The organism is Klebsiella sp. WOUb02 (genome assembly GCF_050058015.1).
Lineage (GTDB): Bacteria > Pseudomonadota > Gammaproteobacteria > Enterobacterales > Enterobacteriaceae > Klebsiella.
The window spans coordinates 259,461-282,793 of record NZ_CP170111.1 but is presented as its reverse complement, the minus strand read 5'-3'; the positions used below and the strand labels follow the sequence as shown (position 1 = coordinate 282,793).

General features: G+C 54.7%; 8 protein-coding genes, 13 pseudogenes and 1 other annotated feature. Of the genes and pseudogenes, 9 read left to right on the top strand and 12 right to left on the bottom strand.

Going from position 1 to position 23,333, the window contains the following annotated elements:
- Nucleotides 1-2: 2 nt before the first annotated feature.
- Nucleotides 3-212: a hypothetical protein gene (locus ABOC21_RS29395; protein WP_426815631.1), complete on the bottom strand. Its 210-nt coding sequence runs from the start codon at nt 210-212 to the stop codon at nt 3-5.
- A 104-nt stretch (nt 213-316) separates the two neighbouring features.
- On the opposite strand from ABOC21_RS29395, the gene ABOC21_RS29390 reads away from it, so the two are divergent.
- Nucleotides 317-1,186, top strand: coding sequence for a LysR family transcriptional regulator (locus tag ABOC21_RS29390; protein ID WP_426815630.1), 870 nt, complete (start codon nt 317-319; stop codon nt 1,184-1,186).
- Between the two features lie 637 nt (nt 1,187-1,823).
- On the opposite strand, the pseudogene ABOC21_RS29385 reads toward ABOC21_RS29390, so the two are convergent.
- Together ABOC21_RS29385 and ABOC21_RS29380 are read right to left on the bottom strand one after the other, a co-directional pair.
- Nucleotides 1,824-3,324, bottom strand: a pseudogene (locus tag ABOC21_RS29385) (IS3 family transposase).
- Nucleotides 3,325-3,387: 63 nt separating this feature from the next.
- Nucleotides 3,388-4,315: pseudogene (locus tag ABOC21_RS29380) on the bottom strand (Tn3 family transposase); the annotation flags it as partial.
- Nucleotides 4,316-4,477: 162 nt separating this feature from the next.
- Here ABOC21_RS29380 and ABOC21_RS29375 point away from each other — a divergent pair.
- Both ABOC21_RS29375 and ABOC21_RS29370 read left to right on the top strand, forming a co-directional pair.
- Nucleotides 4,478-5,035 carry a recombinase family protein gene (locus ABOC21_RS29375; protein ID WP_426815629.1) on the top strand — a complete coding sequence of 186 codons (558 nt, stop codon included), beginning with the start codon at nt 4,478-4,480 and terminating at the stop codon, nt 5,033-5,035.
- Between the two features lie 101 nt (nt 5,036-5,136).
- Nucleotides 5,137-5,916: pseudogene (locus tag ABOC21_RS29370) on the top strand (S66 family peptidase); the annotation flags it as partial.
- A gap of 82 nt (nt 5,917-5,998) precedes the next feature.
- Here the strand turns inward: ABOC21_RS29370 and tnpA (ABOC21_RS29365) are convergent.
- A complete protein-coding gene (gene tnpA / locus ABOC21_RS29365; RefSeq protein ID WP_426812394.1) occupies nt 5,999-6,427 on the bottom strand; it encodes an IS200/IS605 family transposase in 429 nt (142 codons plus the stop codon).
- Between the two features lie 106 nt (nt 6,428-6,533).
- On the opposite strand from tnpA (ABOC21_RS29365), the pseudogene ABOC21_RS29360 reads away from it, so the two are divergent.
- Nucleotides 6,534-6,800 (top strand): annotated as a pseudogene (locus ABOC21_RS29360) (S66 family peptidase); the annotation flags it as partial.
- 115 nt (nt 6,801-6,915) lie between these two features.
- Here the strand turns inward: ABOC21_RS29360 and ABOC21_RS29355 are convergent.
- A pseudogene (locus tag ABOC21_RS29355) lies at nt 6,916-8,075 on the bottom strand (IS91 family transposase).
- A gap of 627 nt (nt 8,076-8,702) precedes the next feature.
- Here ABOC21_RS29355 and ABOC21_RS29350 point away from each other — a divergent pair.
- Nucleotides 8,703-9,320, top strand: a pseudogene (locus ABOC21_RS29350) (IS30 family transposase); the annotation flags it as partial.
- 238 nt (nt 9,321-9,558) lie between these two features.
- Here ABOC21_RS29350 and ABOC21_RS29345 read toward each other — a convergent pair.
- Nucleotides 9,559-11,847, bottom strand: a complete 2,289-nt coding sequence (locus ABOC21_RS29345) for a TonB-dependent siderophore receptor (protein ID WP_426815628.1) — start codon at nt 11,845-11,847, stop codon at nt 9,559-9,561.
- Between the two features lie 207 nt (nt 11,848-12,054).
- On the opposite strand from ABOC21_RS29345, the pseudogene tnpA (ABOC21_RS29340) reads away from it, so the two are divergent.
- A pseudogene (gene tnpA / locus ABOC21_RS29340) lies at nt 12,055-12,482 on the top strand (IS200/IS605 family transposase).
- A 101-nt stretch (nt 12,483-12,583) separates the two neighbouring features.
- Here tnpA (ABOC21_RS29340) and ABOC21_RS29335 read toward each other — a convergent pair.
- From ABOC21_RS29335 to ABOC21_RS29320, 4 genes and pseudogenes are all read right to left on the bottom strand, one after another.
- The gene (locus tag ABOC21_RS29335; protein ID WP_426815627.1) at nt 12,584-13,528 is read right to left on the bottom strand and encodes an alpha/beta hydrolase; all 945 of its coding nucleotides are present in this window, start codon (nt 13,526-13,528) and stop codon (nt 12,584-12,586) included.
- Between the two features lie 83 nt (nt 13,529-13,611).
- Nucleotides 13,612-14,842, bottom strand: a pseudogene (locus ABOC21_RS29330) (alpha/beta hydrolase-fold protein).
- Between the two features lie 104 nt (nt 14,843-14,946).
- Nucleotides 14,947-18,583, bottom strand: a pseudogene (gene iroC / locus ABOC21_RS29325) (salmochelin/enterobactin export ABC transporter IroC).
- Between the two features lie 145 nt (nt 18,584-18,728).
- A pseudogene (locus tag ABOC21_RS29320) lies at nt 18,729-18,926 on the bottom strand (nucleotide disphospho-sugar-binding domain-containing protein); the annotation flags it as partial.
- Here ABOC21_RS29320 and ABOC21_RS29315 point away from each other — a divergent pair.
- Together ABOC21_RS29315 and ABOC21_RS29310 are read left to right on the top strand one after the other, a co-directional pair.
- Complete coding sequence (locus ABOC21_RS29315; RefSeq protein WP_426815626.1) at nt 18,856-19,197, top strand: transposase; 342 nt, start codon at nt 18,856-18,858, stop codon at nt 19,195-19,197. The pseudogene ABOC21_RS29320 and the gene ABOC21_RS29315 sit on opposite strands and share 71 nt — an antisense overlap.
- A gap of 26 nt (nt 19,198-19,223) precedes the next feature.
- The gene (locus ABOC21_RS29310; protein ID WP_426815625.1) at nt 19,224-20,225 is read left to right on the top strand and encodes an IS3 family transposase; all 1,002 of its coding nucleotides are present in this window, start codon (nt 19,224-19,226) and stop codon (nt 20,223-20,225) included.
- A 32-nt stretch (nt 20,226-20,257) separates the two neighbouring features.
- Here ABOC21_RS29310 and ABOC21_RS29305 read toward each other — a convergent pair.
- Nucleotides 20,258-20,715: pseudogene (locus ABOC21_RS29305) on the bottom strand (transposase); the annotation flags it as partial.
- Nucleotides 20,324-20,439, bottom strand: a sequence feature (AL1L pseudoknot). (Overlaps the previous pseudogene by 116 nt.)
- 50 nt (nt 20,716-20,765) lie before the next feature.
- A pseudogene (locus tag ABOC21_RS29300) lies at nt 20,766-21,707 on the bottom strand (IS481 family transposase); the annotation flags it as partial.
- Between the two features lie 264 nt (nt 21,708-21,971).
- Here ABOC21_RS29300 and ABOC21_RS29295 point away from each other — a divergent pair.
- Nucleotides 21,972-23,310, top strand: a pseudogene (locus tag ABOC21_RS29295) (IS4 family transposase).
- The last annotated feature ends 23 nt before the right edge of the window (nt 23,311-23,333 follow it).

Sequence of the window (23,333 nt, the reverse complement as noted above, 5' to 3'; positions counted from 1 at the left end):
CCTCACGACAACATGAGGCCGCAAAGGGACAGATTATACGCATCCACCGCCCAGGTGATGGCAGAAACCGGGACAAGGAATTCAGAACGGATGCTGATGGTGGCGATATTAATTACATTCACATCCAGTATTGCCATAAACATCCCGACACAGAGCGTGACTAGGACAATGAACTGATGTCGTTCATGCGGGACGGTGAGCGGACCTTTCATTCTTCTTTCCTGTTGGCGAGCCAGGGTATGAAGTGTAAAAAAGAAAGGGAGACCTGAAAACGCAGCGGAAACAGGCACCCCCGTTGCAAAAATGCCGGAGCATTATGAACTGGGATAATATCCGTTACCTGCTGGCGGTCGCCCGGACAGGAAGTTTACGGGCTGCTGCTGCCAGCCTGAATGTGGACCAGGCCACGGTGGCACGCCGCCTGCGCCATATGGAAGAAGAACTCAACACCACGTTATTCAACCGGTATCCGGAAGGCTACCGTCTGACGGAATACGGGGAGCGACTGTTGCCTGATATTGAACAGATGGAAGCCACGGCGACGACAATTGAACGTAAAAGCGCAGGAATGAACGCCTCCCTGGCAGGAAAAGTACATATTGCCTCCACTGATTCGTTGGGCAGATGTTTTCTCCTACCCGCTCTGTCAGCCCTGAGGCAACGCCACCCTGACATTCAGGTAACGCTTTCCACCTCTCCTGAGATTGTGGATATCCGGAGGGGGGCCGCTGACCTGGCAGTACGCAGCGCCCGTCCGTCAGACGGCAATTTAATTATTCGCCGTCTGGCAACCTTCCATACGGGGTTATATGCTTCTCATGAATATGTTGTCCGCCGAGGTCTGCCAGCGCCCGGCAGTGCGTTTTCAGGTCATAACCTGGTGATGTTTCCCGAGACGTCTGTTCCGCAGTACTGGCAGCGGCTGTGCGGAGAGTCGCTGACAAACGGACATATTGTACTGGAGGCAACGTCTCAGTGGCTGTTTATCGAAGCGCTGCGCCAGGGGCTGGGTGTGGGGATGATGGCCGGAGAAATAGTGCAGCGATGCTGCCCTGAACTGGTAAATGTTATGCCTGCACGCAGCGAGCCTGTCGATATCTGGCTGGTCGTCAGTCCGGATATCTGGTCAGCGGAGCGCATTCAAGCAGTCATCGCGGCAATCAGTAATTCATTTCAGGATTTATAAAGTGCTGCATTGTTCATTCATCGTTTTGTTAGTCGACCACCCACAACATACTGGCTACCGGTAAAAAAGAAGCTTCACCTGATAAAAGTACAACGCAACCACTGCAACATCTTCGGCTGACCCCATCCGGTTCGGCGATAACCGGTGTAGACTGCAGTTCGCCCTAATGATAGGGCTTGATGGTTAGGAATTTGGAAAAACGTTTTAAAAACTCACTGACCATGAACACAGGCTCCCGAAACGCAGTGATGGTGTGTTGTCGGGGAAATCATGGCAATAAAATACTGTTTTCGGCGGTTTTTTAACCGGAAACCCATTTTTCGGGCGCACTTATCCTGCGGCCTGTGTCAGAAGCCATCGTTTTCTGGCGATCCCGTGGAGCCTTTCCTCCACTAATTCCGTGGCATGCCTGCCGCCCTGTGCGCTGACAAAGGGGTTTGAGGGCCAATGGAACGAAAACGTACGCTAAGAAAGTAATTCATTGTTTAAATTGAAATTTAATACCCTCAGTTCCCCCTTCAAAATATCCTCCGGTAGCGTGAACGTATAATGCCCCAGCATATTGATATGCCCGTGCATCAGTGGGGATAACCGGGCGATATCGGTGCGTGTCAAGGTAGTTGTCGCCTCAGTTGATTCATGCGGCCCGCGTTTCCCGCTCCGGATTTAGCCACACTTCTTCCTGCCGGCTCCAGTTTCGCGTTGCCCCTGACCAGCGGTGCGGATGCTGCTTTTTCGCGGCCTCGTACACCGATTTTCGCTGTGACAGAAGTTGACGGTCTTCGCCTCTGTGCCGCTGACCCGGCGTCACATAGCGGATACCGCTGTGCCGGTGCTCTTCGTTGTACCAGCCGACGAAGCCTTCCACCCAGGCACGGGCCTCTTCCAGCGACGCGAAGCCCTTCTCAGGCCACGCCGGGACGTATTTCAGCGTCCTGAACAGCGACTCCACGTGGGCGTTGTCGTTGCTTACCCGTGGCCGGCTGTGCGACGCGGTTATCTTCAGTTCCGCAAGCTTCACCTGCAGCACCTGTGACTTCATGGGGGCCCCGTTATCCGCATGCAGCACCAGCGGCTCCTGCCAGCAACGCTCGCTCAGCACTGTCCGCTTTACCAGCTCTGCCGCATATTCCCCGCTTTCTACCGGATGCACTTCATAGCCCACGATTTTGCGGCTGAACACGTCTTCTGTCAGATACAGGTAGAACCAGTGGCCCGCCGTCAGCGACTTCAGCCACGTGATGTCCCACGACCAGACCTGGTTCGGCGCTGTTGCCTTCCAGGTCGACAGCGGCCTGCTTTGTGGAGCCTGCTGACGTCCCCGGTGACTGACTTCGCCGTAACGCCGCAGTACCCGGTAAAACGTCGATTCACTGGCGATGTAACGACCTTCATCGGCCAGCACCGGGACGATTTGTGCCGGTGGCAGACTGGCGAACCGGGGTTCATGACAGACAGCCAGCACCAGCTGCTCCTCTTCAGCGCTGAGCCTGTTCTTCGGCACCGGCCGGGGGGCAGCGGGACGCCGGTCATCAGAGTCTGCGTTGCCAGCGCTGGCGAGTCCGTTCGCTGATACCCACACACTGACAGGCTGCGTGCTGCCGGGCGCCGGCATCAAGGGCTTCCTGCACCATGGACATCAGTCTGTAATCTGTCGGCCGCGGGTGTCATTCGTCCTCGCGTTCTTCGGCGAAGAACGCCTTCAGCTTTTTTTCCAGAATGAGCAGCGCCGCGGCTTCAGCCAGCGCCTTGTCCTTGCGGGCTATTTCACGGTTAAGTTGCTGAATTTCTTTTTTCTGCTTTTTAATCAAGGCTCTTTCTTCACGCTGACCGGGCTGCATAAATTCGTCCCTCCACTGCTGAATTTGCTCAGGATAAAGACCTTTACGGCGACAGTATTCAGCCACAGCATGAGCAGAAAGCGGTGCGGTTTCAACGAGAACGGCAAAGCGGGCGTCCTGCGACCATTCTGGCGTTGACTGACTTTCCGCTACACGAACGCCAGCCTGAGTACGCCAGGCATAAAGCGTATTGGCCGGGATCCCCTCAGAACGGGCTAACTGAACGACCGGTTGATTATGTGGCGGCATCATTCTGGCGATCAGAGCGGCTTTACGCTCAGGTGAATAAGTGTTCATTATTGTCCTCTCCGGCCCCCGGAAATTTTTCTGTCAGAGGCGACAACTACCCTGACATGGGGGGATATCTTCACCACCGGTTTCTTCTCCATTACTGCGCATCCAGGCTGAGGGCTTCCTGCATATAAAGTGTGTTCCACAGTACCACTGTATTAGTGACTAGGCCCAGAGCACCCAGTTGATCTTCCTGACCTTCACGATAGCGCTTTCTGATCTCACCCCGCTGCCCGTAGCAGATCGCCCTCGCCACAGCATGGCGGCCTTCTCCCCGGTTTAGCTGCGTCAGGATCCGCCGACGATAATCTTCATCATCAATATAATTTAGAAGGTACAGCGTCTTGTTGACGCGCCCCACTTCCATGATCGCCTGTGCCAGCCCTGATGGACGCGAGCTTTTCAGCAAAGAGCGAATGAGTTCTGAAGCATGAATGGTGCCCAGTTTCAGCGAACCGGCGGTTCGCAACATCTCATCCCACTGATCCTCGGCTTTCGACAGATCGGCATAACCACGTGCCAGTTCGTCCAGTGCACCGTAATTTGCCGATTTATCCACCCGCCAGAATACCGCTTCACCGGCATCGGCAAGCCGGGGGGAAAACTGGTATCCCAGCAGCCAGAAGAGGCCAAAAATAATGTCGCTGGTATGGTAACCGTAATATTCCTTAATCAGCGCAGTATGCTCTCTGAGGGTGGTATCCCGTTCTGCGTAGCGGGAAAGGACTTCCGGACGGCGGATGTTAAGCTGCACCGCGACAAAATGCTGAACATCCGGCAGAACCCGGGTTAAATCTGTCAGAAAGGTGCCCAGAAAGCGGGCGGTAGTGAGCTGAAGCGCAATTCCCAGCCGGTTATGCCTTCCCCGTCGCTGGTTAATGAAGGCAAGATCCCGCTCATCAAGATGAAAATAGCGCGCCAGCTGCACGTCATTGGGTTCTGCAACATAGCGACCATAATTCAGTTCCTGTTCCGTGGTCAGAAAATCAACTGGCATATCGGCCTCCCTGCCTGACGGGCATTTAGTAACATTTTTGCAACCGTCCGAAATATTATAAATTATCAGACAAAATAAAACGGAAGGTATGGGCTGTCTATTAAATCGTATTTTTGCCATAATAGACATAAGGTGTCTGATATTCGATTTAAGGTACATTATATGCGACTTTTTGGTTATGCGCGGGTCTCTACCAGCCAGCAGTCACTCGATATTCAGGTCAAGGCGCTCAAAGACGCGGGGGTGAAAGCGAACCGTATCTTTACCGACAAGGCATCCGGCAGTTCTGCCGACAGGGAGGGGCTGGATCTGCTGCGTATGAAGGTGGAGGAAGGTGATGTCATTCTGGTCAAGAAACTTGACCGTCTTGGCCGCGACACTGCTGATATGATTCACCTGATAAAAGCATTCGATACTCAAGGCGTTGCCGTCCGGTTCATTGATGACGGGATTAGCACCGACGGACCAATGGGGCAAATGGTGATCACTATTCTTTCAGCTGTAGCACAGGCCGAACGCCAGAGAATTCTTGAGCGCACTAATGAAGGCAGGCAGGAGGCGAAGCTTAAAGGCATCAAATTCGGACGCAAGCGAAGTGTAGACAGGGATGCCGTTCTGGAACTTCATCAGAAAGGTATTGGTGCAACTAATATTTCTCATCAACTCAGCATTGCACGTTCCACCGTCTATAAAATTCTCGAAGAGCAAAATCGTGTATAATGCTATCTGCATATTATTATCAATAATTTTTTCAGACATCAATATCGTATTTACATTATTGCGTTATCAAAAAATGAAACTTTAAACAGGGTTAATAGTCGATGGATTTAAAGAGTGAAATTATTTATCCGAACAAACTAATCCCCGGTGACGTTATTGCTATAACAGCACCATCCTCAGGTGTTCCTTCACATTTGCATGCACGACTGGACATGGCTATCAGAAATCTCGAGAGAAGAGGATATCGGATTCTGGAAGGGAATTGCTTACGGTCTCAGCATAAAAACAGAAGTGCAGACAAAACAGCCAGGGCAACTGAGTTGATGACGTTTCTGACTAATCCAGAAATAAAAGCCATTATGCCTCCCTGGGGAGGTGATCTTGGGATGGAATTGCTGGAATTGATGAACTTCGAACAATTACGTGAGTGTGAACCCAAGTGGTTTGTCGGTTTCTCTGATCTGACGACATTTCAATTTCCTCTGACCACGCTTACTGGGTGGGCAACATTGCACGGCCCAAACCTGATGGACTTGGGTGCCGAAAATCTAGATGCAACGACCCAGGCTATATGGTGCATTCTTGAAAGTGAACGGGGGAGTACGGTTCATCAACATGCCTCCGTTGCATTTCAAATCGAAGAAAATCAGTGGGGAACTAATACCTGCGCAGGATTTAACCTGACACAAAAAACCGAATGGAAGGCGTTAAATATAGCCAATTCTGATGTCTTTTTTCAGGGGCGTCTGCTGGGTGGATGCCTCGATATTATTTCCCGCTTAGCTGGAACCCGGTTTGGAAACCTTCCACTTTTCCGTGCCAATCATTGTGATGAAGGGATCATCCTCTATTTTGAAAATGTTGAAATGGGTCCATGTGAGTAAGTATCCTCCGGCAGAGCCGGAGGCTTTAGGGTGAGCGCCTCAAAGGCGCCGACAAACCATGAGCCGCCCAGGGCGGCTGCTATACGTTCAGTTTCATTTGATCGTATCGTTCGTCTTCTCTCTCCTGGTTGCGTATGTACGCCCTGACCGTGGCTTCATCCAAACCAACGGTTGAAACGAAATAACCTCGAGCCCAGAAAACTTCACCGGTGAAGTTTTTACCTCTGCCGAAGTGTCGTGCTATCGCTATCGCACTTTTTCCCTTCAGATAGCCGACTACTGTCGATACCGAGTACTTTGGCGGTATGCTGATGCACATGTGGACATGATCGCGCATCAGATGCCCCTCCAGAATCTGACAGCCCTTCTGGCTCGCAAGCTCGTGGAATATTTTTCCCAACTCATGCCGCAGCGCACCATATAACCGCTGCTTCCGGCGTTTAGGGATATAAACCACGTGATATTTACAGTCCCATTTCGTATGGCTTAAGCTCTGATAGTCTCTCATCACGAATCCTCATCTCTTGGCGGAGATTTCAGATTCGCGCGACTGACTTAAAGGTCAAACCTTTCGGAGTCCCCCGGCAAAGCCGGGGGTTTACCGGATTTAATTAACTAGAGCATTACTTAGTCTGCGCTTACAGGGCTGGTTTACTGATTTACAGGGGGGTTTGATTGGTAGAAGTGCAGGACCTAATACCAGTGATGCTTCAAAGCATACCTACATTGATGCTTTGCGCACGGTACTAGGTGACCTTAAAGTTCCTGTCCTTTATGACGTAGATATTGGTCATATCCCGCCTCAAATATCATTGGTTAATGGCGCACTGGCAAAAGTCGAGTTCAGGTCTGGATGCGGTTCAGTTAAACAACAGTTATAACAAAGGAGGAGATGCACCCATATAAGGAAAGCCTTCATATTGTCGTCTTTCCTTTTCTAATCTACTAGACACCTCCATAATAATTATTAGTATTCATAAACAATAAGTTATCTTCTTAGCGTACGTTTTCGTTCCGTTGGCCCTCAAACCCCACAAAGCGCAGCCGGTTGCCACAGAGGATGCATTGATACGGGTCCGTGCGCAGGAACCCTTTCAACAGCGAGGCGAAGCCGGGCTGTTCCGGTTTTTTCCGCGCTTCCGTCTGCAGGGCTTCATAGACTTTTGGCAGCAGCGAACCCCGTTTGCGGTTGGACAAAAAACCATAGTCACGCACCATCTTAAAATGCTTTGCCGGCACGTGGCTGATATCGCGCCTGAGCATCTCTTCCTGGGTCAGCGACTGCTGGCGGTACTGCTGAGTGCGGTGGTCGTAATAGTGATGTACCACGGCACCGCCGCTGTAGTGCCTGAGCTTCGCCGCCGACACCGGCGGTCGCTTCAGGTAGCGGCCCGGGTATTTGACGCTTCGCCAGGCGCCCCGGGTCTTCTTCGCGAAGTGCACCTTCCAGCGGCGCCCGTACTGCGCCTGCAGATAGCGCTGCCACTGCTTTTCGTCGCGTATATGCCCCGGCCCCGGCAGCCTGCCGGGATTTATCAGGTCATGGCTGTGGCGCAGGAGGCGGATGACGGCTCCGCGCCAGATTTCCTCGACGGCATGCTTCTTAAAGAAGAGGTCGCGCCAGAGGGCATGCCTGATATCCAGCCCGCCGCGGGTGACGGAGAGAGAGGTGAATGTGTGGGTGCTGATTGAGCTGACGGCCGTACGTATGCAGGGCGCAGAAGATACCGACCTCCACGCCCTGTCTGCGGGCCCGGCGAAGCATGGCGCGGGTGGCGGTGCGAAAGAGCGCATTCAGTAATGGCCAGTTATTGTTGAAAAAGGGCCAGAGCAGGTGGGGCATGGTAAAGGTGATATGCTGCCAGTCGCAGTCGGGAAGGATATGACTCTGCTGCGATACCCACTGCTCAGTGGCTTTGAAGCCGCAGGAGCTGCAGGCCTTTGATTTGCAGGCTCTGGCAGAAAAAGCGGGAATGGGTGCAGTCCGGCGATGCGCAGCAGAAGCGGCGAACGCCCATGGTCGTGGTGCCGCAGGCGAGCATGCGCCCGACGCAGAGGCGGGCCCAGGGACTGACGCTGTGGCCATTCGAATCAAGGTACCTGTTCCAGCCGTCATCGACGGTGAAGAGCAACTTTGCGGGACGTGGAATATACATGCTGCGGAGTATAAAACGGTCTGCCGATCATGAATACCATCGGAACCGCGAAGCGGTGACGCTCGCCCTGTAAGGGCGCTACTGTTCTTCGCCAGACCCACAGGCTCTGCTCTGTGAGCGCCGGAGAGTCAGACCGCCAAAACAACCCCCTTGTTCGCCAGACCCACAGGTCCTGCTCTGTGAGCGCCGGAGAGTCAGCCACCAAAACAACCCCCTTGTTCGCCAGACCCACAGGTCCTGCGCTGTGAGTGCCGGAGAACAAGATAAGCGAAACCACGCCGTTTTCACCAGAGTCATAGGCCTTTAATCCTCTGGCCCCAGGGTGTGTGGTCGGACAAACAATTCCGATTATCATAACCATCACTCCCCATAACTCTCGGGGTAATATTGTGCCATGAAGGCGACACCACCTCATTGTATGCAAGAGTTGCGCGTAGCTTCTATGTTTTAACTTTGAATGAAATCATTCGCGTTAAACCCTGTTGTATTCCTCCATCCAGCCAGCACCAGTCCTACATGTTCTCCGCGAATTCAGATAATAAGTGCAACGCTCGGTCATGTGGATGGAGGGACGGTTAGCTGCCGATAAGCTATCCTGCTCTTCCGACCAAAGATGAGCGAGTCACTATGAAATATCAGCAGCTAACCGAAGGGTTACGATACCAGATAGCCCTGTTGTGTGAAGATAAAGTGAGTCAGGCAGAGATTGCCCGCCGCTCAGGCGTCAGCAAATCAACGGTCTCGCGGGAACTGCGTCGTAATCGTTCTGTAGATGGCTACCAGCCAGCGGCAGCCCAGAAGCTCAGTACCTGCCGCCGTAAAGGGGCCGGCAAACGCAGGATGCACGAGGATACGGTCTTCTTTGTTGAGGCTGCGCTAAACTGGCTGTGGAGTCCGGAACAGATCAGCGCCGTTGGCCGTATCATCGGCATGCCGGTTAGTCACGAGTGGATTTACCAGCATGTTCAGGCTGATAAAGCCAGTGGCGGCGAACTATACAGGCTCCTCCGGCAGGGTAAACGCCGCTATCGCAAAGGCTATGGTAAAAAGCGAAGTCCGATACCTGACGCCGTATCCATCGAACAGAGACCGGCCGTTGTTGATGCTCGTACCCGACCGGGTGACCGGGAAGCGGATCTGGTTCCGGGTAAACAAGGCACCGGAGCCATCGTGACGCTGGTCGAGCGTAAAAGCCGTATTTATCTGACGAAAAAGGTGTTTTCGAAAGATTCAGCCCGCTACTCAACAGATTTCCATTCTTACTAAATAGCCCACCCGACAGCCGTATGCAAGAACTGCCAGGCGGGACTGGTATCATTCGGGCAGAATGGACACTGCGAATGGTTGTATAGGTTGAACGATGCAAAAACCAGTCTTCTGCTGTTTCCCAGGCATCTTTTTTTCGTTCCCGGTTTAATTTCCACTGCGGCACCAACAACTGAAAAATAAAGCCACAGCCTGGTGTGGAAAAGAAAGCCTCTTATCAGAAGTGCATTCCTAACTCCATGTAGAAGGTACGGCCAGACTCGTTATACGTCCGGGCTCCTGCGCCGTACGCGTATGTAGGAGAACTGCCGGAAGTCGTTGAGTTACCCTCACGGAAATGACGTTTGTCGAACAGGTTATCAATACCCGCTGTTACGTCTATGTTCTTGTTAACGCTATAGGTGGCGCTTGTACCAAACAGAGCATAAGGAGAAACCTGCCAAGTTTCGCTACCCGTAGTGGTTTCTCCCTTATCATTATATTTCTTCGGCTTTTGCTTTCCATACCATGTCATCGTTCCGTGTACTGACAGGTCGTTGGTTGCCTGCCAGTCCAGTGAGGAGTTGATGGTATATTTTGGTATGACAGTCAGGTAATCGCCGGTAGTTTTATTTTTATTTTCGATGATATAGGTGAAGTTATTTTTCATCATCACCGTTTCACTGATTGGGAAATTAAGTGTTCCTTCCAGTCCCTGAACCACTGCTTTAGGAACATTTTCCCATTTATAGATATCTGAGGTCCCGTTGGAATAATCCGCAGAGTATCCGGCTTCAATTTTATTGCGGTAATCATTCCGGTACCATGTAAGCCCGGCCTGAATATCATCATGATGGAACTCAATGCCAATTTCTTTATTGACGCTGGTTTCTGCCTTCAGGTCCTTGTTCCCCTGCAGGTAACAACTCCCGGAGCTGGCGTAACAGCCATTACCGCTGCTGTACAACAGGTAGTTAGGGTTGGTCTGATAAAGATTGGGGGCTTTCCAGGCACGGGCAATGCCCAGTTTTAGTGTGAAATCATCACCCAGCTCCTGTGAGAGATTCAGGGCCGGACTGATATTACTTCCGGTGATCGTCTGGTAATTAAAACGCAGTCCGGGAGTGAGGCGGGTGGAATCAGTCAGGTCGATATTGTCTTCGGTATAAACACCGTATACATCAGCTGAACTGCTCTGGCTTCGTCCTGAGCTTGATACACCACTGATTTCGGAGCTGGTCGTAAGTGTATTCGAGGTGGGATCTTTCATCGTCTGATGATTCATTTCCGCACCGAGGGTGAGGGTCTGATTTACCCACAAATCGAATGGAATATTGACATCAGAATGCAGATTTGTGTCATTCAGGGTGATGGTTGAGAAACCGGTATTACTACTGAACATACCTTCAACACCACCAGACAATCCCTCTTTCAGTCGTTTATTACGCGTTTTTTCAAACTGAATATAGTTGTTGGTGGTCACACCATTGTCCCAGGCCCCGGTATATTTCAGTGCCAGTGTCTGACGGTAGATAACGTTGGTTTCTTTACCGTAATATGATTTTGTTAAAGTGCTGCTGTTCGTGTTTTGTGTGTCGCCAGCATAGAGGTTGCCCTGACGACTGTAGCTGGCATCCAGCTCCAGAGCCTGCATGGGCATAAATTCCCAGCGCAGCGCGGTGTTAATATTTTTATTGATAACGCCTTCACGGCCAGCCGGGTATTGTCCGGCATATTTCCCTGTGCGTTCTGCTTGGTGGCCACTGTTGATGTCCTGGGCATCGGCCTGCGTTTTGCTCCAGTTGCCGTAGAGTCTCATGGTGAGGTTGTCTGTTAACGCACCGCTGAGATTGGCATTGTAACGCCTGGTTGCACCTTCGGATTTGTGTTGTGGAACGTTGTAATAGGTGTTAAAGCTGCCATGCCACTCATTACTTGAGGGTTTGGTAATAATATTTACCACGCCACCCATAGCTCCGTTACCATACAGAGCGGCGGCCGGCCCACGGATGACTTCGATGCGGTCGATCATTTCCGCGGGAACCCAGTTACTGTCACCTCGTGTGTCACGCTCACCTCGCCAGCCATAACGCACCGAATTTCTGCTGCTGACTGGCATACCATCCACGAGAATCAGGGTGTTTTCTGGCCCCATTCCGCGAATATCGATCTGGCGGTTATTGCCGCGCTGACCGCTGCTGGAGTTACCGGTAAGATTCACACCTGGCATGGTACGAATGATTTCGGATACATCACGCTGGATAGGGTGTTTTTTAATCGCTTCGCTGTCAATGATTGATACACCTGGTGCCTGCAGGGTCTGCTCTCTGGCGGTGACAACCATGGTCTCCTGAGCGGCTTCTTTATCATCGTTGAGAACTGTTTTTTTGTTCTGACTGCCATCAGCTCCTTGGGACAACTTGAGGTTCCGAACTGGCGTGACTTCATCTGCCATGGCTGAAGGTATAGCGAGACAGCCCGCGATTAGTGAACTCAGGAGTGATATTTTATATTTGTTTTTTATCATGGTTTTGATTAACTCTTGCCATTATGTAATCTAGGTTTAAATAGTGTGAATGATTATCATTTGCAATGATGGATGAATTATGAAGATTAATGTCATAAAATTAATTAAATCCGGTAAACCCCCGGCATTGCCGGGGGACTCCGAAAGGTTTGACCTTTAAGTCAGTCGCGCGAATCTGAAATCTCCGCCAAGAGATGAGGATTCGTGATGAGAGACTATCAGAGCTTAAGCCATACGAAATGGGACTGTAAATATCACGTGGTTTATATCCCTAAACGCCGGAAACAGCGGTTATATGGTGCGCTGCGGCATGAGTTGGGAAAAATATTCCACGAGCTTGCGAGCCAGAAGGGCTGTCAGATTTTGGAGGGGCATCTGATGCGTGATCATGTCCACATGTGCATCAGCATACCGCCAAAGTACTCGGTATCGACAGTCGTCGGCTATCTGAAGGGAAAAAGCGCGATAGCGATAGCACGACACTTCGGCAGAGGTAAAAACTTCACCGGAGAAGTTTTCTGGGCACGAGGATATTTCGTTTCAACCGTTGGTTTGGATGAAGCCACGGTCAGGGCATACATACGCAACCAGGAGAGAGAGACGAACGATACGATCAAATGAAACTGAACGTATAGCAGCCGCCTTGGGCGGCTCATGGTTTGTCGGCGCCTTTGAGGCGCTCCCCCTAAAGCCTCCGGCTCTGCCGGAGGATACTTACTATGAGCCCTTAGGTATCTCAATGGCAGCCTGATGTGTTACCCACCTTTTCACCGCTGATATATAACAGCACTCCGCGGAAAGATGCGTTGAACATCGGCCCGTGTCCCAGGTTCGGGAAATCCCAAAAGGCGGCATTGACGCCTTTACCTTTTAGTGTGGCGAGGGTTGCATGAATTTTCGTCTGCACTCCGGTAGCATGCGTTTCCCGGTTATCGCCCGGTGTCGCCGATCCTTCCATTATCTCCAGGCGCTTAGCGCAGTATCGTGACGGCCTGACCGCCGTGATACGGCTCAGCAGAGCATCATTGCCTCTGCCCAACGACGGGCTGGCGCTGTAGTATGTCCGGAAGTAAGAGGAGGACAGCCAGGAATCCAGCACGAACAGGCCGCCGTATGAGTGCCCCCACAAGCCGCGTCGCTGCCGATCGATATTCAACCCCTCTTCCGCTTTTGGCGCAATACGCGTTTCCAATAACTGGCGGAAGTCGCTGCTGCCACCGCTCTTACGGCTAAAGCGCCCGTTGCGGGTATCGGTTTTGTCGCTTTCTGCTGCTGGCGTATAGTCATAGGCCCTGCCGTTGAGATCGAAGGGGAGGTTGGTCTGATACCCGACTGCCACGATCACCGGCGGTGATTTTTCTGTCAGCTGTTTGAGCAGTTCGTCATTCAGACGGTCCATAACCGCGTTGCCGTCGAGCATATATAAAACCGGGTAGCCCGACGCCGGTGCGGCTTTATTCGGTACGGCCGTCCATACCCGATAATGGCGGGTGCCGTCGGCAGAGTCGAACTGGTTGACGCTGAAATGGTAAAACGAGGAGCCTTTATCGGCGATATTCGGCCCGAGCGGTTGCATATCCGGCTTCGCAAAACCTTGCGTGCTACAGATGAGGGTGAGACCAGAAAGAAGAGAAAAAAGAGCCTTGCGCGGGCGTGTCGTGCGATACTCACGGGCATACATCTGATGATTATTCCTTTTCTGCAGGTGACATTTTATTTATTCAGGAAGCATATACAGTTGCCTGAAAGTGTTCGCGGGTCAAGTCAACCCTGCAGTAAACCAAGCCCGTCAATCAGTGCGCCGCGCCACCATGCATAATCGTGACCACCGGTATAAATTGCGCAATGGCTATCGACGCCGGCGGTAAGCAACCGCTGATGAACCTGCTGAACGTGCGGCACAGTCGAACCTTCCAGCGATCCTACGCACAGGCGGATGCGCACGCCCTGTGGCGGTGCAGAAAGCAGATACTCGCTCACCCATGACGTATCTGTTTCGCTGAATAAGTTTGGCCGGCTGGCACCCTCTGGCGTCCACCACATTGAAGGGGAGTGGCTGAGCGCCAGGCCGAACGTTTCCGGCGCGTGATGAGCGGCCATTAGTGCGCTGACCCCGCCGAGACTCTGCCCTGCCAGCACGGTGCGCGAACGATCATCCCACAGCAGTCTGCGGTTGTTCAGCGCGAATCGTCGGCAGCAGATGCCCGGCGATATCCTTTATCAGCTCGCTGCGCCCGCCGAGTATCGCAGTGCGCTCGTGTTCATCGATGTTGTCGATGCCCAGTACAGCCACGGGCACGATGCGTCCGTTATTTATGGCGGCGTCAATTGCCGCGCATACGCCAAGGTGATCGAACCATGTTTCACCATCAGGCAACACCACCAGACCGAGGGGCTGCGAAACATCAACGTCCGGCAGATAGAGCCGAACCCGGCGTGATTGCCCGGCGATAATCCGCACTGAGGTAAGCAATTGCCCGGTGGAGGAACCGCCGCTCCATTCGGACTGGGCGGGGGATTTATCGAGCGCCAGCACCGATTCCTGTGCGCTTCCCCGAACGTTGATCCCCGGCGTATTGTTTAGCGGATCGGCCTGCCCTGCGAGGGTGGCAAAGCGGCCTCCGGACTGTGCAATCGTCTCAGCCGAGGTACCGGGGGGGATTTCTACCAGCGAATAGGAGCCGCAGTAGCTTGCGGGTAAACGCAGCGTCAGAGTCCAGATATCCGTCGCGGGAAGGGCGGTCATCATCCCTTTTGCCACGTGCTCTTTATCCGTCACTCGATTCAGACGCAGATAAACGCCCTGCAGAGGATGCCGGGCGCGCCACAGAAAGGTCACTTTACGCTCGTCTTCTGCCCCTTCGACCAGCGTAACAAGCGGTATATTCAGCGACTCAGCGTCGCGCCAGAAGTCAGAAAGGTTAGCAATGTGGCCTGCTGCCAACTGGCTGCGCAGCCTGGCGATAGCAGAGGGATGTTGTTGCATGTTCAGCATTCACTCTCTTTGAAAATTAATTGTGTCAGTATAAATAGCTAAAACGGCTATTCCCGGAACAGCCGCTTCAGAGCGTTTTTTTTAATGTTTTACGTGCGCAATAACTATCCCACGATTTCCCCCGTGATGTCTTGCTGGCGATGGAGCGCACTGCCGACGCTGTCATGCCATAAGCGGGTATAGAGGCCACCCGCAGCTAACAGCTGTTCGTGGGTACCGTATTCCGCAAGCTGCCCCTTATCGATAACGGCAATCAGATCGCAACGCTGCGCGGTGGTCAGACGATGCGCCACAATCAGCGCCGAGTGCATCCCGGCGTGCGCGACGTCTGTTAACGATGACATCAATCGCTCTTCGGATGCGCGATCCAGACGCGACGTGGCTTCGTCGAGCACCAGGATGTGAGCATTCGCCAGTTGCGCGCGGGCCAGCGCAATCAGCTGGCGCTGGCCTGCGGACAGATCAGCACCGCCGTTATTTACCGGTGTCCGGAATCCCTGCGGCAGATTACGCACCGTCTCATACAGCCCTGCCCGCTGTGAGGCAATCTCAACGTCGGCATTGGTGCTGGATGGCCGTGAATAACGAATGTTTTCCGCAATATCACCACTAAACAGCGCCACATCCTGATCGACCAGTCCAATCTGGCGACGGTAATCGGCAAGCGAGGCATCATCAATCATCCGATCGCCGATGCTGATCCTGCCGTGGGTGGGGGAATACAACCCGGCGATCAGCTTAATCAGCGTTGACTTACCCGCACCGCTGCGGCCGACGACCGCGACGACCGTTCCCTCAGGGATCGTCAGGGTAAGTTTGTTCAGCGCCGGTTCGGGACTGTCGGGATAACTGAACGTGACCTCATCAAGATGCAGCGCGCCGGTGGCGGGCAGTGCGGAAGAGGGCTCGACGTTCTCTGTGCCTTCGGTCTCCAGCAGTTCATCAATATGTTTGCCGCTGGCCGTCGCCTGCTGCCAGGCGTCGACAATCCCTGATAACTGCTGCACTGGCCCATAGAATTGCCCCAGCAGCAGGAAGAAAGCCGCCAGCACCCCGGCGGTCATTTCGCCTTCGGCGACCCGCGATGCACCCACCAGCAGAACGGCGGCATAGGAGGCCTCGGTGCAGAAGGTCAGGAACGGGAAATAGACGGCAAGGTATTTTTGCGCACGCACACGGGTTGCGCGGAAGCGATCCGATAACGCGCGCAGCCGGGCTGCCTCCTGTTCCTGCTGGCCGTGCGATTGCACGACGCGCAAGCCGGAGACTTTCTCCTGCAGGGTGCTGTTGACTTTGCCTATTTCCAGCCGTGCCTGCGCATAAGCAGGGGAGCTGAGGCGGCGATAAATCCAGGTTGCCAGTGCGACCACTGGCACCGCGCTTAATGCCGTCAACGCCAGGAGCGGGTCGAGCCAGAACATGGCGGCGGCGATAGCGAACATCGTCACCAGGCTGGTGGCCGCACCGGCAAGGCCGTTTTGTAGAAAGCGGGCGAGAGAGTCCACATCAACGGTCATGCGGGTCAGACGCGAATCGACATGCTTTTCATGCAAGGGGAGGCCAAGACGCAGCATATGGCCGAAGCTGCGCAAGCGCACCGTATGCTGGACTGACTCCGCCGCTCTGGCGGCGAAGACCGTCTGCAGCGAATAACAGCACCAGCTCACGGCCACCAGGCACAGAGGCCGATAGTCGACATATCGCCTGCGGCGACGCCGGAGTCAATGCCGCGCTGCAGCAGTATCAGTACCCCGACGCCTGCCGCAGAATCGAGTGCGATCAGCTGGGCGGCGATGACGAACATCCACGCCACAGGCTTCAGCAGAGACGTGACTTTGCGGCCTTTACGGGCAAGCGCCTGCTGTACTGCATTTTCCGGCACGCGGGTCATACGGGCGACAAAGCCTTTATCCCCCGTCTCCGGCGCATCGTCTTGTGCCGCTGGTACGGCCGGCCACAATTCGTTATGCCCACTGTGGGAAGGCGCGAGGAAATCGCCGTCGCCGGTCATCAGCGCGCGGAACGCCGGACAGCGCGCTTCAAGTTCCGCCTGGGTTCCGGTATCCACCACCCGGCCCTTATCCAGCACCACAATTCGGCTGGCTAACTGAAGCGTTGAACGGCGTCGGGCAATCACCAGCAGCATATGCTCTCCGTCAGCATAGCGACTCAGCTCGGTGTTGATCTCCGCTTCAGTACCGGCATCGACCGCCGAGGTGGTGTCATCGAGGATCAACACTTCCGGCGCGGTAATGAGCGCTCGTGCCAGCGTGATTCGCTGCCTCTGCCCGCCGGAAAGATTCGTCCCGCGTTCGGTTAACCGGGTATCGAAGCCTTTCGGCAGGGCGTTGATAAAATCGCTGGCTCCTGCTGCCGTCGCCGCGCGGCGAATGTCGTCCGCCGTTGCCTGAGGGTGGCCGTAGGCGATATTTTCCGCCACCGTACCGGCAAAAAGAAAAGCATCTTCAAACACAACGCCTACCCGACGACGAAGCGCCTCCAGCCTGAGATCGCGAAGGTTCTGTCGGCCTGCGCTGGTGTTCAGCCATATCTCTCCGGTGCTGGGATCGTAAAAACGCGCCAGCAGCATCAGCAGCGTCGATTTCCCGGAACCCGATGCGCCCACCACCGCCACGGTTTCACCGGCGCGCAGGGAAAAGGAGACATCGCTGAGGATGCGTCTGCCGCCACGGTAGTCGAAGCTCATATTCTCCAGTTCCAGTCCGACAACCTGACCGTTAACCGCCTCTGTCCCGTCCTCCATCTGCGAACGGGTGTCGATCAGAGCAAACACTCGCTCCACGGACGCCTGGGTGCGCTGGGCGATGACCAGAAAAGACGCCAGTACACGGGTTGGCCCGGTCAGCATCGCGAGGAAGCTGGCAAACGCCACAAAGGTTCCGAGATCGATCCGCCCGTGCATGACCGACCAGCCGCCGTAGCACAGCAGGCGATTTGCCCGAGCACCGGTAGCGCCAGCATGGTGGCGCCTGGCATCGCCTGCGAGATGGCCGCGCAGATGCGTACACGCACCATTTGCCGCGACTGGCGATCCAGCCAGCGCGTTTCACGCAGCTCCGCCACACAGGATTTCACCACTGAGATCTGCGCCAGCAACTCGCGCATATGTTCGGTGAGATTCGCCAGTCGGTCCGAGGCCTGCCCGGTCTGCGCGAAGACCCGACGACGCGCGCGCAGCGCAGTGATCGCCAGGCTCACCAGTACGCACACGACGATGAGCGTCATGGCGGGTGACATCCACAGCATCACGGCAATGCCGGCGATGTAATAAGTGAATACCGCCAGCGGCACCGGACACATCTGCAGCAGTGTATGCACCTGCTGCAGATCGCTGTTGGTCCGTGAAATCACCTGCCCGGTGCGCAGCGCATCCTGGCCTGCGCCGTCAAGTTTTTGAATGCTGTCGAATGCCCGTCCTCGCAGGGTGTGCTGTACCCAGAGCGAGAGCTCCCCGGCATAACCGCGGCGCACGTAGTTACTGATGAAATCAAATAAGGCGATCAGGAGTAGCCCGCAGGCCAGCCACGGCAGGCGAGTCGGATTGCCCGCCAGCGCGTCGTTCACTGCTTGCCTTGTCAGCAACGGCGTCAGCGCTGCCAGCAGAATGGTCGATACCGACGCTACCACCACGATGATGCTAAGTTTCTTACGTTCCCAGCACACATGCGCCAGGCGAACTATCCAGGACCGCGCAGGTGTGGGAGAGTGAGTCGCAGGCATTAAGCCTCCTCCGTCTGTAAAAAATACGATCCGAGCCGGATCGATCCGCAAAAAAAAAAGCGCCAGCGCGATCCGGTCCCGCATTGTTACGGGAGCATGAATCCAGGATGTGTGCTGGCGCATGATCGTCATGACGGTGTGGTGGCTACCCTTTCTGTACCATCGCGATCAGGCTTTTCGCCACCTCGCTCGGGCAGGGTTGCGCCGCCATTTCCGCCGCTACCTCTTCAGAGGCGTCGCGAAGCGCGCGATTGTTGAGGAAAGCATTGATCATGTTGCTCGACAGGCCGCCACCGTCGGGGATGATCCCGCAGCCGCGTTCGACAACAACGCGGGCATTTACCGTTGAAACCGCCACGCTTTCTGTTCATGCTGTCGCTGAATACTGTCGCCGTAAAGGCCTTTATCCAGAGCAAATTCAGCAGTGGAGGGACGAATTTATGCAGCCCAATCCGCGAGACGAACGTGCAGAGATAAAACGATTAAAGAAAGAGAACCAACAGCTTAACCGTGAAATAGCCCGCAAGAACAAGGCGCTGGCGGAAGCCGCGGCGCTGCTTATTCTGGAAAAAAAGCTGAAGGCGTTCTTCGCCGAAGAACGCGAGGGCGAATGACGCGCACAGCCGACAGGTTATGGCTGATGACACTGGTACAGGACGCTGTCGATGCCGGCGCCCGGCAGCACGCAGCCTGCCAGGGGGCGGGCATCAGCGAACGGACGTTCCTGCGCTGGCAATACAGCCCTGAAGACCGTCGCCCCACGGCGGCCAGACCTGTGCCAAAAAACAGGCTCAGCGCTGAAGAGGAGCAGCAGGTGCTGGCCATCTGCCATGAGCCCAGGTTCGCCAGCCTGCCGCCGGCACAAATCGTCCCGGTGCTGGCCGATGAAGGTCGTTACATCGCCAGTGAATCGACGTTTTACCGGGTACTGCGGCGTTACGGCGAAGTCAGTCACCGGGGGCGTCAGCAGGCTCCACAAAGCAGGCCGCTGTCGACCTGGAAGGCAACAGCGCCGAATCAGGTGTGGTCGTGGGACATCACGTGGCTGAAGTCGCTGACGGCGGGCCACTGGTTTTACCTGTATCTGACAGAAGACGTGTTCAGCCGCAAAATCGTGGGCCACGAGGTGCATCCGGTCGAAAGCGGTGAGTATGCGGCCGGGCTGGTAAAGCGGACGGTGCTGAGCGAGCGTTGCTGGCAGGAGCCGCTGGTGCTGCATGCGGATAACGGCGCCCCCATGAAGTCACAGGTCCTGAAGGTGAAGCTTGCGGAGCTGAAGATAACACCGTCGCACAGCCGGCCACGGGTAAGCAACAACAACGCCCACGTGGAGTCGCTGTTCAGGACGCTGAAGTACGTCCCGGCGTGGCCAGAGAAGGGCTTCGCATCGCTGGAAGAGGCGCGGGCCTGGGTGGAAAGCTTCGTCTGCTGGTACAACGAAGAGCACCGGCACAGCGGTATCCGCTATGTGACGCCGGGTCAGCGGCACAGGGGCGAAGACAGCCAGCTACTGGCAAAACGGAAATCAGTGTATGAGGCAGCCAAAATGGAGGCTCCGCACCGCTGGTCAGGGGCAACGCGAAACTGGAGCCGGCAGGAAGAAGTGTGGCTGAATCCGGAGCGGGAAACACGGGCCGCATGAATCGACTGAGGCGACAACTATCTTGACACGCACCGCTGTTCACGCGGACTGCGCCTGTCCGGATGCATGCGGTGGTGCTGATACCGGTAATACGTCGACGGGGCGATATCCAGTTCCTGGCATACCGGTCCGACCCCATACTCATTACGCAGGGTATCCACCAGAGGGTCTATTTTTCCAGAGGCGGTCGAACTCCGCCTTCGCAAAATAAGCGGAAGCCTGTCGCAGGATATCGTTACTGCGGCGAAGTTCGCGGTTTTCCCGTTCCAGCTCCTTAAGACGCTGGCGTTCGGTGGCAGTGAGTCCGCCGTCACCGGCATCACGTTCATGCTGGCGAAGCCAGGTGCGAAGCGTCTCCGGTGTACAGCCGATTTTGGGGGCAACAGAGTCTGATGGCAGCCCATTGTGAGTCATAGTCGTTCTGGCCTTCGATAACCAGACGAACGGCCCGCTGACGGACCTCAGGGGAAAAGCGTGTATTTTTAGTCATCCTGTTTACCTCTCTCTCAAAGAGTTTAGTCTCCAGGATTCCCGGGGCGGTTCATTATTGTAATGCCACAACCAGTTGTCCAGCTTCCTTTGCAGGCTTTCCACGTCTGCATAGAGCTTCTTGCGGAACGTAACCTGATAAAATTCCTGCAAAATGGTTTTATGGAACCGCTCGCAGATACCGTTCGTCTGCGGAGACATCGCCTTCGTTTTCGTATGGTCGATATCGTTGATGGCCAGATAAAGCTGATAATCATGCTGCTCCACTTTGCCACAGTACTCCGTCCCCCTGTCGGTCAGTATTCTCAGCATTGGCAGCCCCTGAGACTCGTAGAACGGCAGGACGCGATCATTGAGCAGGTCAGCGGCAGTGATCGGCGTTTTAGTCGTATACAGCTTGCAGTGCGCCACTTTCGAGTACGTATCCACGAACGTCTGCTGGTAGATACGGCCCACACCTTTCAGATTGCCCACGCAGAAGGTATCCTGCGATCCCAGATACCCCGGATGTGCCGTCTCGATTTCACCGCTGGCCTCGCCATCGAGCGCCTTCTTCTCCAGCGCTGCGATTTGAGCGTCGGTCAGCACGATGCCTTCTCTGGCGACTTTTGCCTCAAGCGCCTTCAGGCGCTTACGGAAGTTCTCCAGGTCGTGTCGTTGCCAGATGGAGCGCACGCCGCTGCCGGAGATAAACACGCCTTTTTTACGCAGTTCATTACTGGTCCGGTGCTGACCATGAGCCGGGAACTCAACGGCGTACTCAACAACCGCGTGTTCAGTGGCTTCATCGGCGCGGTTCTTCAGGTTAGGGACTCTGCGGTTTTGATTAATCAGCGCGTCAATACCGCCTTCTTCAGCCAGCTCCTGATAACGATAAAAGGTGTCGCGTGACACGCCCATGATTTTACAGGCTTTTGAAACGTTACCGAGTTCTTCGGCCAGATTGAGCAGGCCGGCTTTGTGTTTGATGATGGGATTGTTAGTATAAAGCATGAGAGTTACCTCGCGTTTTGTATAAGGATTCGACACCCATATCAAAACCGGTAACTCTCAACCTTTCAAGGCTCAGTGTCAGATCAAGTCGCGACTAATACACTTCAAACCGGGTACATGAGCTGCTGCCCTGGAACCTATCCTCCGTAAAATAATCCTTACGCCACGTTCATTATGGGGCGCTTACGGCATACGTGCCGGGGATTTTTTTGAACTTTTTAGGTCTCTGACGATCTTCCTTGCTATTACTTTTCGGGTTTTAGTATGGTGCTTTCCGATTGTTATTCATGGGCTGACGGCGTTTTCGGCCGTGCCGAACTGGGCGATATCCGCCGTACCCGCCGTCTCGTCACTCTGGCCACTTCGCTGGCTCAACATGCCGGACTTTCTATTGTGAAATCTTCCCATTCTGCAGCCGAAGTCGAGGGGGCTTATCGCCTGATGCGTAACCCTGAAGTCCTGCCCGATGCCATTGCACAAGCCGAATTTATTGCCACGACTAAAGCCGCTCAGGCCTGCCCGCTGCTTCTCGCGCTTGAAGACACGACGACCATTACCTTTACCCATTCCACCGCGCGTGAGGTGCTCGGCAATACCACGACCAGCCCGCATTCCCGCGGCTTGCTGGCCCATTCGGTGCTGCTTTTTGCACCCGATACCGCCCGCATCGTCGGCCTGATTGCTCAGCAGCGCTGGAGCCGTGACGCATCCAGTTACGGAAAAAAGCATCAGCGCAGGCAGCGGCCGTATGAAGAAAAAGAGAGCTTCAAATGGCAGCAGGCCTCGCAGCTGATGGCGCAGCGCCTGGGGGACGTTCAGTCACGCGTTATCTCGGTCTGCGACCGGGAAGCCGACATCGGGCAGTACCTGGATTACAAAATCAGCCACGAACAGCGCTTTGTGGTCCGGGCGGCACAAAATCGCCGTATTGAAGGCAGCACCGACCGGCTGTTCGAACTCCCCGAAACGCTGACGCAGGCGGGAAGCCACGTGCTTAATGTGGTTCAGAAAGACGGTCGCGCCGCGCGGCAGGTGCAGATGTTCGTCAGCTACAGCCCGGTACAGATTAACTATATCTGCAGTCGGGAAGAGGCGGAAAATGGTGCATGCTGGCACCTTCTGACGTCAGAGAAGGTTGAAAATACGGCGCAGGCACGTCGGATAATCAGCTATTACGAGCGTCGCTGGCTGATAGAGGAATATCACACGGCATGGAAAAGCGGGGGGCGCACGGGTGGAAGAATCGCGTATGCAGACGCATGATAACCTGGAGCGAATGGTGGTGGTGCTGGCGTTCATCGCGGTACGAGTGATGGCGCTGTGTCAGGGCGGGCTGAGTGAGGAAACGCTGAATGAGTCGTGTGAGCAGGTTCTGAACCGGGTGGAATGGAAGCTACTGTGGGTAAAACAGGAAGGCAAAGCACTGCCTGAAAAGGCGCCGAATCTGAGATGGGCCTACCTTGCGTTGGCGAAAATGGGACGATGGCACGACAGCAAACGCACGGGTCGTGCGGGGTGGGTGGTAATGTGGGATGGCTGGTGCAGGCTACAGAATATCGTTGAAGGCAACCAACTGGCGAAGTCTCTTGATCACGAGATCTGATCAAGAGACAGCCCTGGGGGAGA

Excerpts from the sequence above, each read along its gene's own strand:
- ABOC21_RS29395 (WP_426815631.1), bottom strand. The coding sequence starts at position 212 with ATGAAAGGTCCGCTCACCGTCCCGCATGAACGACATCAGTTCATTGTC.
- ABOC21_RS29390 (WP_426815630.1), top strand. The coding sequence starts at position 317 with ATGAACTGGGATAATATCCGTTACCTGCTGGCGGTCGCCCGGACAGGA.
- ABOC21_RS29375 (WP_426815629.1), top strand. The coding sequence starts at position 4,478 with ATGCGACTTTTTGGTTATGCGCGGGTCTCTACCAGCCAGCAGTCACTC.
- tnpA (WP_426812394.1), bottom strand. The coding sequence starts at position 6,427 with ATGAGAGACTATCAGAGCTTAAGCCATACGAAATGGGACTGTAAATAT.
- ABOC21_RS29345 (WP_426815628.1), bottom strand. The coding sequence starts at position 11,847 with ATGATAAAAAACAAATATAAAATATCACTCCTGAGTTCACTAATCGCG.
- ABOC21_RS29335 (WP_426815627.1), bottom strand. The coding sequence starts at position 13,528 with ATGTATGCCCGTGAGTATCGCACGACACGCCCGCGCAAGGCTCTTTTT.
- ABOC21_RS29315 (WP_426815626.1), top strand. The coding sequence starts at position 18,856 with ATGTTGCTCGACAGGCCGCCACCGTCGGGGATGATCCCGCAGCCGCGT.
- ABOC21_RS29310 (WP_426815625.1), top strand. The coding sequence starts at position 19,224 with ATGACACTGGTACAGGACGCTGTCGATGCCGGCGCCCGGCAGCACGCA.